Raw genomic sequence first — 14087 nt, 5'->3', positions numbered from 1 at the left:
CATCAGTTAATTAAGGCTTGCTTTTTGCCTTGCCGCCCCTAACTAAAAAATATGATCCCATATTCCATCCTTGACCTTTCTCCGATCGCTGAAGGTAGCGATGCGGCCCAATCATTTCGCAACACGCTCGATCTTGCGCAGCATGGCGAGCGTTGGGGCTATAACCGCTATTGGCTGGCGGAACATCATGGCATGCCTGGCATCGCCAGCGCCGCGACCGCGGTCTTGATCGGGCATGTGGCAGCCGGCACCTCAAAAATTAGAGTGGGCGCCGGCGGCATCATGTTGCCTAATCATTCTCCGTTGGTGATTGCCGAGCAATTCGGGACGCTGGAGTCCCTCTTTCCCGGCCGCATCGACCTGGGGCTGGGGCGCGCGCCGGGCTCGGACCAGATCACTGCGCGCGCTTTGCGGCGCAATCTGGCCGCCGATGCAGACGAGTTCCCGCAGGACGTTTTGGAGTTGATGGATTATTTCTCGTCGGCGCCAAAGCAAGCTGTGCGGGCCGTCCCTGGCGCTGGTCTGAACGTTCCGATCTGGATTTTGGGATCGAGCCTGTTTGGCGCCCAATTGGCGGCGGCGCTCGGTCGGCCGTATGCTTTCGCGTCGCATTTTGCGCCGGCCCAGATGATGCAGGCGATTGCGTTATACCGCGCCACATTCCAACCGTCGGAGCAACTCGATAAGCCGTATGTGATGCTCGGCTTTAATGTCTTTGCCGCCGACACCGATGCGGAAGCGCAATTTCACGCGACCTCAATGCAGCAATCATTTGTGAGCCTGCGCAGCGGTCGCCCTTCGCGTCTGCCGCCGCCGATGGGAGATTACTTAAGCCACATCGGCCCGCAGGAGCGCGCATTGCTTGACCAGGTCCTGTCATGTTCCGCCATCGGTTCGCCCGAAACGGTCTCGCGTGAATTGACGGCGTTTATTGCGCGCACGGATGCGGATGAGCTGATGATCACGTCGCAGATATTCGATCACGCCGCGCGTCTGCGCTCGTATGAGATCACAGCAGACGTCCACAAAGCGCTGGCTTGAGCGATAGCGCCAATATCATCCTTTCGCAGGCAGGCTGCAGTCGACGATGAATCCCGAACACCTGGAGCTTTTAGTCACTCGTAAAATGCCTTATGGGAAGTATAAAGGTCGGCTGATCGCCGACCTGCCGGGACATTACCTTGGCTGGTTTGCGCGGGAAGGCTTTCCCTCCGGCGAGCTCGGCGGTCTGATAGCGCTGATGTATGAGTTGGACCACAATGCTTTGACGCATTTGCTAGCCCCGCTTCGCAAGCGCTGACCTCCCCGCGCCCGTCCCAAACCAGACCAGCCGGAATAGGATTGATACTGTTAATTAGCTCAATTCCCTGCAACGCCGAACCAAATAAGTTCGAATACTTATTGAGTATATTTTATATACGCAATAAGTATATGCGTAAAACGCCATAAAAATTGCCATACTCCTTGTATTTACGGAATTTGGCGACTCAAACAGCCTCCGTTGCGATTCTCAGCAAGTGGTCCAGTGGCTCAGGCCGGTGATGCAAATAGCCCTGGGCGTAGTCCACTCCCAGCTCGCGCAGCAAGGCTTCCACCTCTACCGTTTCGACCCATTCGGCTACGGTTTCCATGTGTGTGGCCTTGGCGAGTTGCGCCATGCTCTGGATGCAGACCCGGTCAACCGGATCGGTCAGCAGGTTGCGCATGAACTGGCCGTCAATTTTCAGCACATCCGCGGGGAGTGTCTTGAGGTAACCAAACGATGTCATGCCGCTGCCAAAATCATCGAGCGCAATGCGCGCGCCACGGTCACGCAGTGCGATGAAGAAAGCCACCGACTCGTTGAGGTTGATGATGGCTGCAGTCTCGGTGACCTCGAAGCATATCTTGCGATAGTCCACCGGCATGCTGTCCATCATGGCCAGCACATCGGCACGAAATACCGGGTCACCCACCGATTGGCCAGACAGATTGACTGAGAGCCGGTCCAGGTGCTGCAGTGCGTTTTCATGCTGCACCATCCATTCGAAAACTGCGCGCAACACCCATCGGTCCATTCTGCTTGCCAGAAAGAAACGTTCGGCAATTGGCACAAAATCGCCTGGCGACACCAGCCTGCCATCGGTATCGATCATGCGTAACAGAACTTCACCATGCACCCCGCCGTGCTTGTGTTCGGGTTGAATCGCCACAATGCGCTGCCAGTGCAATTCGAAGCGCCCTTCAGCCAGAGCCTCTTCAATGCGCTGTGCCCACTGGATTCCGTCTTTTTGGGCCAGCACACCCTTGTCGTTATTTTCATAGGCATGGACGCGGTTGCGCCCCGAATGCTTGGCCACATAACAAGCCGAGTCGGCCGCATTCAGGACGGCTGCAGTGGACTGCCACTTCCTATGCATCTGCACCCAGCCGATACTGGCGCCAATATGAAAACGGCGACCGCCATGCTCAAACCGGTAGTCGTCCACGGCCTTGCGAATCTGCTCGGCCACCTCGGCGGCCTTTTGCGGGCCGCAGTGCGTCAGAATCACGCCAAATTCATCGCCCCCCAGTCGGCCAAAGGTATCCGTGGACCGCACGCAGCGGCTGATGACCTGCACCACGTCACGCAGCAACTGATCGCCGGCACTATGTCCACAGGTGTCATTGACAATCTTGAAGCGATCCAGATCGACAAACATCACCGCGGATTCAATGCCCTGATTGCGCGACAAGTCCAGCGCACGGCCCAAATGCTTTTCGAATTCAAACCGGTTCACCAGATTAGTCAGAGAATCATGGGCCGCACGGTGGCTGACCTCCAGGTGCAAGGTTTCCAGCTCGCGCTGCCGGCGACCGGTCAGCGCGAGCTGCTGAATCGCAAACAGGCCAAAAATCACTGACAGAATCAACAAAACAGTCAACGTGATGCCCTCGTAAAGAGCGAACTGCCGAACGTCACCCAGCATCTGGCTCGAACGCATGTTTTGTACTTCATGCACATCCAGCAAAAGTCTGTGAATAACCGGATGCAGCCGATTGATGTCCTGCTGCAGCGTTTGCAACGTCGCGGCATCCAGTGTTTTGGGAATTTCTTCCAGGTAGGAATCTGCTTTTTTCAGATACGACCGCGCCTCGGCATATGCTTGCCTGAATGTCGCATTCTCCTTCATGAGGTTGCCGCTGACACTAGTCTCGAATAGCAGCACCTGGCTTGCAAAAATGTTGTAGTAATTACTCGTTTCCGCCAGCAAACCGGGCTTATCGGGTTGGTGTACTGCCTCTTGCAAGGCACTCTGGTAGCGCATCAGGTCCAACTCAAGCTGGTAAAACTCCCATGCAAAATTGTCGTGTCCCTGAACAGTACCGCGGGCTACCCGTTCAATCTGCTGGAATTGAAACCAGCATAGGCCAGTCACCGCAACCAAAATGATAGTTGCGACCCCGAGTAAAAAGCGGCGAACCGGCTTCCTTATATCCGCATAAAAATCACGAATTTTCATGGAGCGCCTAAGCTCGGGACATTCGATTACTGAACTCACGAAGGCTTACTCAACAACAATTTTTTGCAGTTGCCAGATCGAACGCGTGTAATAGGTGTCGTTCTTGAGCCTGGGCTTGCTGTCAAACGGATAGATCATCAGCAGAGGGCCCTTGCTGCGCACCATCAATTCCTTTCCATCCGCCCGGCGCGCCAGCACCGGCTCAAACTCGGCGGCATCGTCAAAAGGCATCTTGATCTCGTATTTATTCATCGCCGTCAAACGCAGCACCTTGCCTTGCGCTCCAACCGCATTTAAAACACTATTGAGCGAGGGGCCGGCATAGGTGACCGGAATTGCGTGCCAGGGCGACGTTGTGGAAAATTGGGTAACGGGCAGCGCATCCAGCATTTCGGCATCGAATTCGGCATAGTCTCCGGCATTGCGATGGCTGATGTTTCCTCCGACAGACAAAATGACAGGGCCTTTCGGTTTTGGTAGCGCTTGCGCCCCCGCCCCGCCCGACAACATGTTGATAAAAAACACTGACAGAAAAAAACGGCATACCACTAAAAAATACGATTTCATCGTATGTCCCTCGAACTCAAAAATTAAACAATTATTTGGCTATGAACCAGCTAATGGCGGCGATTCGTGCAATCGACATTGCGGCGCGGCACATAGGAACGCGCGCGCCATGTTTGACGGGCGCGCTGCCGCTTGTGCGTCGCAACAAATATCGTATATTTACGAGAATTAATATTGACATAAAGAAATCTTAAAAATTTGATTTGCGACAACACACGCACAGATTCATGTGTGCGGCAGAGAGTGCATAAGGAATGCGGGCGGAATAATTTGTGGACTGACGTTGCTTACGTGTCCATGAAGGTCATTGAAGGTCATGAAAGGGCTTCATGGCGCAATGACATTCTTAAAGGGTATGGTGTATAGCGATTTTTATGGCATTTCACGCATATTTTAATTGCTTATATAAAACATACTCATGCTTATGGATGGCGATCAACTACATTTTTTCCACGTTTTTCGTGGACACTGCTTTTCTAGAAAATGAACATGCGCAACTTCGTCCAATGGCGAACTCAATAAAAAAACCCACGGCAGCGCGTTGGCAACGGCCGTGGGCATCCATCATGCCAGAGCCGGATAGTCGATGTAACCTTCAGCGGTTGGTTGATAGAAGGTAGCCGAATTCGGCACATTCAATGGCGAATTGATCTTCAGCCGGCGCGGCAGATCCGGGTTGGCGATAAACAACTGCCCGAACGCGATCGCATCGGCCTCGCCCGCGTTCAGCACTTGCTCGGCTGTGGCCTTGGTCAATTGCTGATTGGCGATGTAGACGCCGCCGAATGCTTTCTTGAGTTGCGGGCCGAGCCGGTTTTCGCTTTGCGGTTCCCGCGCGCAGATGAAGGCGATGCCGCGTTGGCCCAGTTCTCGCGCAATATAGCCGAAAGTCTCGGCCGGATTGGAGTCGCCCATGCTGTGGGTATCGCAAGCCGGCGCCAGATGCATCCCGACTCGCTCCGCGCCCCATACCGCGATACAGGCATCGGTTACTTCCAGCATCAGGCGAGCGCGATTTTCAAGCGATCCGCCGTAGATGTCAGTACGCTTATTGCTGCCGTCCTGTAAGAATTGATCGAGCAGATAACCATTCGCGCCATGAATTTCAACGCCGTCAAAGTTTGCCGCCTTGGCATTTTCAGCGCCTTTGCGGTAAGCCGCGACGATGCCCGGGATTTCCGCCAGATCGAGCGCTCTTGGCGTGACGTAATCACGTAACGGGCGCAACAGGCTGACATGTCCTTGTGCTGCAATCGCGCTCGGCGCAACCGGCAACGCACCGTCCAGTAAGCTTGGGTCTGAAATGCGGCCGACATGCCACAGCTGCATCACAATGCGCCCGCCTGCCGCATGCACGGCGTCGGTCACTTGCTTCCAACCGGCAACTTGTTCGTCGGACCAGATGCCTGGCGTATCGGCATAACCGACGCCTTGCGGTGTCACCGCAGTGGCTTCGCTGATAATCAGGCCGGCGGATGCGCGCTGGACATAATATTGCGTCATCAGCGCATTCGGCACACGCCCTTCCCCGACGGCACGGGATCGTGTCAGAGGCGCCATGATGATGCGGTTTGGGAGGTTGAGCGCGCCGATTTTGATTGGATTAAATAAAGGTGTCATAGTCACTTTCAATAAAGTTCAGAGAGGTTGGGTTTGATGCTGCAGGTGTTTTTTGCAGGATGTTTCGAGCTTCAAAAAGCGGCTGTACCGGATTGCACATTACTTTTTTCACAGCACAAATCGTCATTGATATAGGCGCGAAATGCGGTAATCGTCTGCTCATTGCGGCTGAAAAAAATCCATTGCCCCACGCGTTTTGCGGTGACAAGTTCTGCCTGCTGCAAAATCGCCAGATGGGCGGAGACCGTCGATTGGGACAGACCGGCGCGCTGATTGATCAAACCGGCGCAGACGCCCAGATCGAGCGGATATTCCTGATTGGAAAAATAGCGATTCGGTTCTTTAAGCCAACCGAGTATTTGCCGCCGCACCGGATTGGCCAGTGCCTTGTGAATTGCGTCGAAGTCCATAATCAATGCTCGTATTTCGTTTTCTGAAGAATCAAATATTGTTATTTTATGAAATTAATATCGCCATAATACGATATTAATGAAGAATGTGCAGAGCATCAATTCGGAGCGCGGTAATCGTTGCCACGCAACTTCCCCGTGATATCCTTGCAGGCCCAGAATAAACTGCACAATTGCTGTCAATGAATACGCCCAATCCTGTCCCCGGCTCTACCCCTGTTACTGCTCCCGTCACTGCTCCCAACCCGATTCACGCTGCACGCGCACTGCTCAAGGAACTGCAGGAAAAATTCGTGGCTTTTCGTGATTACCTGCCGCTGGCGATCGGCATCGACAAGCAACTCATCGCGCTGCTGCCGCAGACAAATCGCAAAACCCTGCGCATTGCATTGGGCCTCCACACCAGATCGTTGCGGTACATGAAGGGTATGGAAAAAGCGACGGCCAGGTTTGACCTCGATGGCAATGCAACCGACGCCATCACGGATGAACATCGCGCCCATGCGTCCGAGGTGTTGCGGGAGCGCTTCAAGAAAGACGCCGAGCAGCGCAAGGCGCACCGCGAAGCTGAGGAAGCCAAGCGTAAAGCTGAAGAAACCCAGCGCCAGCACGCTGAAAAACTAGGTCAGCTCGCGGCTAAATTCTCTCGCAGCGGCACTTAACTTAGCAGCACTGCCCGCAAAACCCAATCTTAAGCAATCTCCAGAATCTTGCTGGGATACACTTACACAAAGCGGATGCATCCGCTTTGTGCAGATACGCTCTAGGATTCCAGATGAAAACCCTGCTACAGCACTTGACGTCCATGACACGGCAACGCGACCATGCGTTACTCGACGCGTCGGTCATCGAGGCGCTGGCAGAGGTGACTGCGGCCAGTCAGGTGCGCAAACTGGAAGTGTTGCGGGTGCGCGATGAAATACGCCTCAAACTCAGCGCCTGCAGACTCCATGCCTGTGAAGAATGCAATCACATCCGGTGCAGCAGCGAATCGGTGGCGCTCGAGCCGGCACTGGCGGCTGCGGTAAGCCAGCATCAATTAAGCGCCCAAAAAATCATGCCGGACGGAACCCACATATTGTGGCTGCTGGTCTGGCAGGATGATAACTTCATCGCCTGCCTGGAACTCTGGAATCCGGCCGCATGCGACGACAAGACGCTGGAAATGGCGCAGGCCATCATCACCATTTATGCCAACCATCGCAGCCTGCTCGATTACAGCCAGCGCGATTCGCTGACCGATTTGCTTAACCGCAAAACCTTTGACGAGAATTTTTCGAAAATATTGCGCTCGTTGGCGCAGTGCGACACGCCCTCCGAGTCGCAACCGGAGGAGCGCCGGCATACCGAGGCAAACAAGAATCAGTGGCTGGCGGTGGTCGACATCGACCATTTCAAACGCGTCAACGACGAGTTCGGCCACCTGTATGGCGACGAAGTGCTGCTGTTGATGGCCAACTTGATCCGCACCTCGTTCCGCCCGCATGACGGGCTGTTCCGCTTCGGCGGCGAAGAATTCGTGATTTTATTGCAGGCCGCCGCACTGGAAGATGCGCTGCGCATTTTCGAGCGTTTTCGCAGCAACGTCGAGAAATTCCATTTTCCGCAAGTCGGCCAGGTCACCGTCAGCATCGGTTTTACCCGCATCGGCTTGAATGCGACCCCGGTGGTCGTGCTCGGACATGCCGACCTGGCGCTCTACCATGCGAAAACCCACGGCCGCAACCAGGTCTGTTATTACGAGCAGCTGGTGGAAGGCGGCCAGCTGAAGTCGGAGACATCGAACGACATGGTGGAATTCTTTTAATCCAGGCCTGATAGATATTAATTATTGTGGGAGTATCACCATAAATTGTGCATTTCCCGCATAACTTAATTGCTAAATTAAAAATACACCCCTATGGAACTGCGCCAGCTGCGTTACTTTGTCGCCATCGTCGATCACGGCTCGCTGTCGCGCGCGGCCCGCGTGCTGCACATCGCCCAGCCTGCGCTGACCCAGCAATTGCGCCAGCTGGAAGAGGAACTGGGCGCGAAATTACTGCACCGCTCGGCCCAAGGCGTGCTCTCCACCGATGCCGGCACGCTATTTTATGAACACGCGCAAGCGATCCTGAAACAGGTGGGCGACGCCAAATCGGCCGTGGCCCAATCGATGGACCGGCCCACCGGCACCGTCGCGCTCGGTCTGCCGCAAAGCATTTCCGGCGCGCTGGCGCTGCCCTTGCTGACGGCGATACGTGCAACCTACCCCGACATCACGCTGCAATTGACCGAGGAACTCTCCGGCAGCCTGATCGAACAACTGAAATCGGGCCGCATCAATCTGGCAGTGCTGTTCGACGATGGGCAACTGAGCGCCTTCACCGTTACCCCGCTGGTGGAAGAAGACATGCTGTACATCACCGGCAGCGGTTCGCGCTTCGAGGCCCGCGGCACGTCGATCGCGCTGGCCGACGCGGTGCGGGCGCCGTTGATTCTGCCCGGCTTGCAACACGGCGTGCGGGCGCGCATTGAAAACCTCGCGCGCAGCGCCGGGCTGTCGATCGACAATGTGATCGACATCAATTCGATCGCCATTCTGAAATCCGCATTGCTGGCGGATATTGGCGCGACCATCCTGCCGGTGGCGCCGGTGCTGGCCGAAATCGAACGCGGCGACATGGTGGCGCGGCCGATCGGCGGGGCGCAAATTTCACGCACCGTGGCCTTGTGTGCGTCCAAGAATATTCCGCTCACTAATGCCGCCGCGGCAGTCGAGCGGCTGGTGCTGGAAGTGACCCAAACGCTATGCGAAAACGGCCGCTGGCTGGGCGCGCATGCATTGCATCCGCACTAATTTTTCAGCCCGCCAGGAACGACCCGCTCACCCGCCCCTGCCCCTGCTAGCCAATAGCTGGCGCAGAAAACTGCTTCAGAGCAGCGCATCTAGATACGGACTTGCGTCGTGCGACGCCAGCAAGCACGAAAATTCGGCGGCCGGGATCGGGCGGCTGAACAAATAGCCTTGCATGCTGTGGCAGCCGTTGTCGATCAGGAAGCGCTGTTGTTCGGAGGTTTCCACCCCTTCGGCGATCACCTGCAAATGCATGCTGGCGCCCAGCGCAATGATGGCGCGGGTAATCGCGGCGCCGTTGACATCTTTCCCGATATCGCTGGTAAACGACTGGTCGATTTTGAGCTTGTCGATCGGGAAGCGCTTGAGCTGCGCCAGGCTGGAATAGCCGGTGCCGAAGTCATCGATCGAGAATCGCACTCCGAGTGCGCGCAACTCTTCCATGGTGCCGATCACGCGCTCGGGGCGCTGCATGATCAGGCTTTCGGTCAGTTCCAGTTCCAGCCGCTCGGGCGCCAGGCCGGTGTCTTGCAGCACCTGTTTCACTTGCGCGGCGAAATCGTCCTGGTTGAATTGCTTGGCCGACACATTCACCGCCACCCGCAAATGGTCATAGCCCTGTTGGTGCCAGCGCCGCGTTTCCTGACACGCGGTGCGCAATACCCACAAGCCGATCTCGACGATTTGCCCGGTTTCTTCGGCCACCGGAATAAACCGCAGCGGCGACACCAGCCCCATCTCGGGATGCACCCAGCGCACCAGCGCCTCCATTCCGGTGATCTGGCCGTTGGCAAAATCGAGCTGCGCCTGATAAAAAACCCGGAACTCATTGCGTTGCAGCGCCAGTCGCAGGCTGTTTTCGATCAGCAGCCGTTCCATCGAAGCGGCATTCATTTCTTCCCGAAAAAACTGGAAATTGCCGCTGCCCTTGGCGTGGTGCAGCGCGACATCGGCATTTTTGAGCAGCATCAAAGGGGTCCTGCCGTCGTCCGGAAACAGGCTGATGCCGATGCAGGCGCCCACGCTGATCTCGTGTTCTTCGAGCCGGAAGGCTGGGCTGAGCGCGCTCAACACGCGCTCGGCCATGTCGGCCGCAGCATGCGCGCCGTCCAGGCCTTCCAGGATGACCGCGAACTCGTCGCCGAGATGACGGAAAACGGTATCGGCGGTGCGCACGCTGGCCGCCAGACGTTGGGCCACCGCGACGATGACTTGGTCGCCGACATCGTGCCCCAAAGTGTCATTGATGTGGGCCAGGCGTTCAATATTCATCGTCAGCAGCGCGACCCGTTGGTTTTTGGACTCCGCGTTGCGCAGCACATGCTGCAGTCGATCCTGTAGCAGCGCCCGGTTGGGCAGATTGGTCAGCGCATCGAAATACGACAGTCGCTCGATCTGGCTTTGCGCCGCCTTGGCGTGCGAAATATCGCTGAAAATACCGATGTAATTGGTAACAGTGCCATCGGCGTCGAGTACCTGGTTGATCGACAGCCGTTCGATGAAAATTTCGCCCGATTTGCGGCGGTTCCAGATTTCTCCGCTCCAGCTGCCGTGTTCGGCAATCGATTGCCACATCGCCTGGTAGAACGCGGCATCCTGCTGTTCCGATTGCAACAGCGCAGGGGTCTGGCCCAACGCCTCGTCGGCGGCGTATCCAGTAATCGCGCAAAAGGCCCGGTTGACCTTGAGAATGCGTGTATTGGCATCGGTAATCACGATACCGTCGCTGCTGCTTTCAAACACGGTGGCCGATAGCCGCAACGCTTGTTCGGAGCGCTCAAACTCGGTAATGTCAACCATGATGCCGCACAAGGAAACCACTTGATCGGCACCATCGGCACCTATTCCGACGCTGACAGAATCCTTGAGCCAGACCACCCGGCCGTCGGCGGCCAGCATCCGGTATTCAAACGCGTGGTTGTTGCCGCTCCTGGTTTGCAGGGTGCAATAGTTGACTGCACGTTCGCGATCCTGCGGGTGGATGTGGGCGGCCCAAAAGCCTTCGGCGTACCAGTCTTCAATCCGGTAGCCCAGGATGCGCTCGGCTTGCGCACTAACAAAAGTGAAGCGAAAAGTGGCTGGATCCGCCTCCCAGACGATCCCGTCGATACGATTGACAAGAGTATCAAAACGCGGTTGCGCGCATAGGGTGGGGGCGACAGCGATGCGCGGCGACGGTTCTGGAAAAGATGACACAAAAAACTTTCTGGGCACTGCCCGTGGGTGGCCTTCTTTAGGCTGCGCTGATTATAGTTAGAAGGATGAAAATTTACTAGACGTGACTAAATACTATGAAAAGCCCCTATTTCACCATTTTTTTGGTCAATAGCACGCTATTAACAACGTCACAAATCCGATGGAATTCATCGCGTTCAGCGAATTTTTTGCTTCGATTGCGCCTGCCCGACAGGTTGCCAGAGGGCTGCTTCAAGGCTGGCATGCAAAAACGGCCCGCATAAAATTGCGGGCCGCTTATTTGCTGTAGTGCGTTGCTGTAGTGAAATTACCGTCAAGCAAACTGCCGCGCTGGGGAGCGACGGTTTGAAACTAGCTCAACGCAACTGTCTTTCAATAGGATTAGCTACCCTTTTTTACCTTCAGTTCGCTCTGGACGTCCTTGACGCCCTGAACTCCGGCGGCCAGTTGCAGCGCGCGCTTGCCAGCTTCAGCATTGGGCACGATGCCCGACATTTTCACCACGCCTTGTTCGGTAGACACGCTGATTTTCAGGGCTTGCACTTTCTTGTCTTCGACCAGCGCAGCTTTGACCATGGTGGTGATCATTGCATCGTCAGCGTAGGCGGAGGTAGCAGCGGGATTAGAGGTGGTGCTGGGAGCAGAGGCTGGGCCCGAAAGGCTGGTCGCTGCGGTAGTGGATGTGGATGCATCTGCGGCTTGCACTGCAGCGACGGAAGTTAAAGATACCAGTGCGGCAACAAGCAGGCGGGACAACATTTTATGATTTTGCATGATGGTTTCTTTCGTAGTAAGGATAGTGGTTAGTAGTAGTACTGAACTAAGCAACGCCGTACTAACGTTACAAATACCTTCATAGCAAGCACTGTGCCAGCATGTTAAAAAATCAATCAATTCAAAGACTTAAGAAAAATCCACGATTGTGGTGGCGGCAAAAGCGCGATTTTGATGCGATTTGTGTCGCTCCCAGGCGACAACTGGCCGCGTTGAATCACGCAGGCCGTTGATTTTAAGGGAATTATTTCTGTCGCTCTTCGGCGACAGAAACCTCGTCGGCCCGGAACAGGCTCGGCGTCAGGCCGGATTTTTGCAGCAAGCGATAGAACTCGGTGCGGTTGCGATCGGCCAGCCGCGCCGCGTCGGCAACATTGCCGTCGGTAAGCTTCAACAGCTGGATCAGGTAATTGCGGTCGAAACGCTGCTTGGCCTCGGCGTAACTCAATACTTCGAGCGACGGCACGCGCAGCGCGCGCTGCACCAGCGACAAGGGCACCAGCGGCGTGGTGGCCAGCGCGCAGACTTGCTCGACCACATTATTAAGCTGGCGCACATTGCCGGGCCACGCTGCGGTCATCAGCGCCGCCAGCGCATCGGGCGCAAAGCCGTTCAGCGGCTTGTGATATTTGCTGGCAAGCAGTTGCAGGAAATGGTTGGCCAGCAGGGCGATATCTTCGCGCCGCTCGGCCAGCGGCGGCAGGCTCAAGGTCACCACGTTGAGGCGGTAATACAGATCCTCGCGGAACTGCCCGTCAGCCAGCGCGGCATCGAGATCACGGTGGGTCGCCGAGACAATGCGCACATCGATCGGCAACGCCTGGTCGGCGCCGACCGGCCGCACCGCGCGCTCCTGCAGCACCCGCAGCAACTTCACTTGCAGCAACAGCGGCATGTCGCCGATTTCGTCCAGAAACAAGGTGCCGCCATGCGCCGCCTGAAACAGGCCGGGACGGTTGGCCACAGCGCCGGTGAAAGCGCCTTTGACGTGTCCGAATAATTCGGATTCCAGCAGTTGCTCAGGAATCGCGCCGCAATTGACCGCCACAAAAGGCGCGTTGGCGCGGTGACTGGCGCGATGGATCGCGCAGGCCAGCAGCTCCTTGCCGCTGCCGCTCTCGCCGCGAATCAGGATGCTGGCCTCGGTTGCCGCCACCAGCTTGGCCTCGGCCAGCAGCGCATTCATGCGCTGGCTGCGGCTGATCAAGCCTGCGCGCCATGCTTCGTCGCTTGACGTTGGCAGCAACGATGACAGCGGCGATGACACGCTCAGTCTGAGCGCCTGGGCGATTTTTTCCAGCAGCACTTTACCGTCGAACGGCTTGGTCAGATAGGCATAAGCGCCGCGTGCGGTGGCTTCGACCGCATCCGGAATGGTGCCGTGTGCGGTCAACAGGATCACCGGCAGCGCCGAATGCTGGCTGCGGATTTCATCGAACAGCGCCAGTCCGTCGCGCTCCGGCAGCCGGATGTCGCTGATCACCAGGGCCGGCAATTCGAGCGCCAGACGTTCCAGCGCCGCTTCCGCGCTGGTTACCGCAGCGACCCGATAGCCGGCGGCGCTCAAGCGCATCGACAACAAGCGCAGCAAATCGGGATCGTCGTCGACCAGCAGGATGTGCGCATGTGCGGTCGTCATGGCGTCCCTTTTGTGAGCGCGGCTGCCGGCGCGCCATTCGGACGCGCCGGCAGCGTGCGTTCGATCGCCTTCAGCTCTTCCAGCGTTTGCTTGAGTTGCTCGACGCGCCGCTGGCTGTCCCGGCTCTGCTGATTAAATTTATCGGCCTGGTCGCTGAGGCGACGCATTTCGGTGGTGTTGGCGGCAAGAATCTGGGCCAATGGCTTGACGGCCAGCGCATCCGGCTCGGTCGATTTGATGACGCCGTCGGTCAAGCTCTGAGCTCGCGCCAAATCGTCATTGTTATGGCTCAAGGTCAGCAGCATCGATTTTTTCAGCGCGAATTGCGCGTTTTTGGGCTGCGCTTGCAGAACTGCCAGTTCCTTGGTCAGTGCGGCCGGCGTTAATTCACGCAACCACTGGTGATAGGCCAGCAAGACACCAATTTCGCGCGACGCATTCAACCCGCCCGGCGCAGGCTGGGAAGCGATCACAGTAGCCGGTTCTTCCACCGGGACCGGCGTTGACATGGGCGTCGACCTCTGCGATGGCGCAGTGGTGCAGGCCGCCGACAGGGCGCACAG

At 56.7% G+C, this 14087-nt stretch carries 13 protein-coding genes; 5 read left to right on the top strand and 8 right to left on the bottom strand.

The window, feature by feature from the left end; all coding sequences use genetic code 11:
• Positions 1-51: 51 nt before the first annotated feature.
• Together FKCLFG_RS00565 and FKCLFG_RS00560 are read left to right on the top strand one after the other, a co-directional pair.
• Positions 52-1041: an LLM class flavin-dependent oxidoreductase gene (locus FKCLFG_RS00565; RefSeq protein WP_472614314.1), complete on the top strand. Its 990-nt coding sequence runs from the start codon at positions 52-54 to the stop codon at positions 1039-1041.
• Positions 1042-1087: 46 nt separating this feature from the next.
• On the top strand, positions 1088-1300 hold the full coding sequence (locus FKCLFG_RS00560) for a DUF3820 family protein (RefSeq protein WP_472614313.1): 213 nt from the start codon (positions 1088-1090) through the stop codon (positions 1298-1300).
• A 187-nt stretch (positions 1301-1487) separates the two neighbouring features.
• Here FKCLFG_RS00560 and FKCLFG_RS00555 read toward each other — a convergent pair whose 3' ends face one another.
• The 4 genes from FKCLFG_RS00555 to FKCLFG_RS00540 all read right to left on the bottom strand — a co-directional run bounded on the left by FKCLFG_RS00555 (position 1488) and on the right by FKCLFG_RS00540 (position 6079).
• Entirely contained in the window at positions 1488-3482 is a 1995-nt protein-coding gene (locus tag FKCLFG_RS00555) for a putative bifunctional diguanylate cyclase/phosphodiesterase (protein WP_472614312.1), read from the bottom strand.
• A 45-nt stretch (positions 3483-3527) separates the two neighbouring features.
• The gene (locus FKCLFG_RS00550; protein WP_472614311.1) at positions 3528-3935 is read right to left on the bottom strand and encodes a putative pterin-binding protein; all 408 of its coding nucleotides are present in this window, start codon (positions 3933-3935) and stop codon (positions 3528-3530) included.
• 678 nt (positions 3936-4613) lie between these two features.
• Complete coding sequence (locus FKCLFG_RS00545) at positions 4614-5669, bottom strand: alkene reductase (RefSeq protein ID WP_472614310.1); 1056 nt, start codon at positions 5667-5669, stop codon at positions 4614-4616.
• Positions 5670-5740: 71 nt separating this feature from the next.
• Positions 5741-6079, bottom strand: a complete 339-nt coding sequence (locus FKCLFG_RS00540) for an ArsR/SmtB family transcription factor (protein ID WP_472614309.1) — start codon at positions 6077-6079, stop codon at positions 5741-5743.
• A gap of 182 nt (positions 6080-6261) precedes the next feature.
• Here FKCLFG_RS00540 and FKCLFG_RS00535 point away from each other — a divergent pair, with 182 nt between their 5' ends.
• The 3 genes from FKCLFG_RS00535 to FKCLFG_RS00525 all read left to right on the top strand — a co-directional run bounded on the left by FKCLFG_RS00535 (position 6262) and on the right by FKCLFG_RS00525 (position 8918).
• Positions 6262-6741, top strand: coding sequence for a ProQ/FINO family protein (locus FKCLFG_RS00535; RefSeq protein ID WP_472614308.1), 480 nt, complete (start codon positions 6262-6264; stop codon positions 6739-6741).
• 113 nt (positions 6742-6854) lie between these two features.
• Positions 6855-7886 (top strand): GGDEF domain-containing protein, encoded by a 1032-nt coding sequence (locus FKCLFG_RS00530; protein WP_472614307.1) that lies wholly within the window; start codon positions 6855-6857, stop codon positions 7884-7886.
• Positions 7887-7979: 93 nt separating this feature from the next.
• A complete protein-coding gene (locus FKCLFG_RS00525) occupies positions 7980-8918 on the top strand; it encodes a LysR substrate-binding domain-containing protein (protein ID WP_472614306.1) in 939 nt (312 codons plus the stop codon).
• Between the two features lie 75 nt (positions 8919-8993).
• Here FKCLFG_RS00525 and FKCLFG_RS00520 read toward each other — a convergent pair whose 3' ends face one another.
• The 4 genes from FKCLFG_RS00520 to FKCLFG_RS00505 all read right to left on the bottom strand — a co-directional run bounded on the left by FKCLFG_RS00520 (position 8994) and on the right by FKCLFG_RS00505 (position 14033).
• Positions 8994-11111: a putative bifunctional diguanylate cyclase/phosphodiesterase gene (locus tag FKCLFG_RS00520; RefSeq protein WP_472614305.1), complete on the bottom strand. Its 2118-nt coding sequence runs from the start codon at positions 11109-11111 to the stop codon at positions 8994-8996.
• A gap of 381 nt (positions 11112-11492) precedes the next feature.
• Entirely contained in the window at positions 11493-11885 is a 393-nt protein-coding gene (locus tag FKCLFG_RS00515) for a BON domain-containing protein (protein WP_472614304.1), read from the bottom strand.
• Positions 11886-12129: 244 nt separating this feature from the next.
• The gene (locus FKCLFG_RS00510; protein WP_472614303.1) at positions 12130-13524 is read right to left on the bottom strand and encodes a sigma 54-interacting transcriptional regulator; all 1395 of its coding nucleotides are present in this window, start codon (positions 13522-13524) and stop codon (positions 12130-12132) included.
• Entirely contained in the window at positions 13521-14033 is a 513-nt protein-coding gene (locus tag FKCLFG_RS00505) for a hypothetical protein (protein WP_472614302.1), read from the bottom strand. The genes FKCLFG_RS00510 and FKCLFG_RS00505 overlap by 4 nt, the downstream gene beginning before the upstream one ends.
• Between the last annotated feature and the right edge of the window lie 54 nt (positions 14034-14087).

The organism is Gelidimonas denitrificans, from assembly GCF_055694065.1.
Note: the sequence above shows the minus strand (reverse complement) of the source record. Positions and strands in the feature narration are given on the sequence as shown.

Excerpts from the sequence above, each read along its gene's own strand:
- FKCLFG_RS00535 (WP_472614308.1), top strand. The coding sequence starts at position 6,262 with ATGAATACGCCCAATCCTGTCCCCGGCTCTACCCCTGTTACTGCTCCC.
- FKCLFG_RS00515 (WP_472614304.1), bottom strand. The coding sequence starts at position 11,885 with ATGCAAAATCATAAAATGTTGTCCCGCCTGCTTGTTGCCGCACTGGTA.
- FKCLFG_RS00545 (WP_472614310.1), bottom strand. The coding sequence starts at position 5,669 with ATGACACCTTTATTTAATCCAATCAAAATCGGCGCGCTCAACCTCCCA.
- FKCLFG_RS00525 (WP_472614306.1), top strand. The coding sequence starts at position 7,980 with ATGGAACTGCGCCAGCTGCGTTACTTTGTCGCCATCGTCGATCACGGC.
- FKCLFG_RS00565 (WP_472614314.1), top strand. The coding sequence starts at position 52 with ATGATCCCATATTCCATCCTTGACCTTTCTCCGATCGCTGAAGGTAGC.
- FKCLFG_RS00555 (WP_472614312.1), bottom strand. The coding sequence starts at position 3,482 with ATGAAAATTCGTGATTTTTATGCGGATATAAGGAAGCCGGTTCGCCGC.
- FKCLFG_RS00510 (WP_472614303.1), bottom strand. The coding sequence starts at position 13,524 with ATGACGACCGCACATGCGCACATCCTGCTGGTCGACGACGATCCCGAT.
- FKCLFG_RS00530 (WP_472614307.1), top strand. The coding sequence starts at position 6,855 with ATGAAAACCCTGCTACAGCACTTGACGTCCATGACACGGCAACGCGAC.
- FKCLFG_RS00540 (WP_472614309.1), bottom strand. The coding sequence starts at position 6,079 with ATGGACTTCGACGCAATTCACAAGGCACTGGCCAATCCGGTGCGGCGG.
- FKCLFG_RS00560 (WP_472614313.1), top strand. The coding sequence starts at position 1,088 with ATGAATCCCGAACACCTGGAGCTTTTAGTCACTCGTAAAATGCCTTAT.
- FKCLFG_RS00505 (WP_472614302.1), bottom strand. The coding sequence starts at position 14,033 with ATGTCAACGCCGGTCCCGGTGGAAGAACCGGCTACTGTGATCGCTTCC.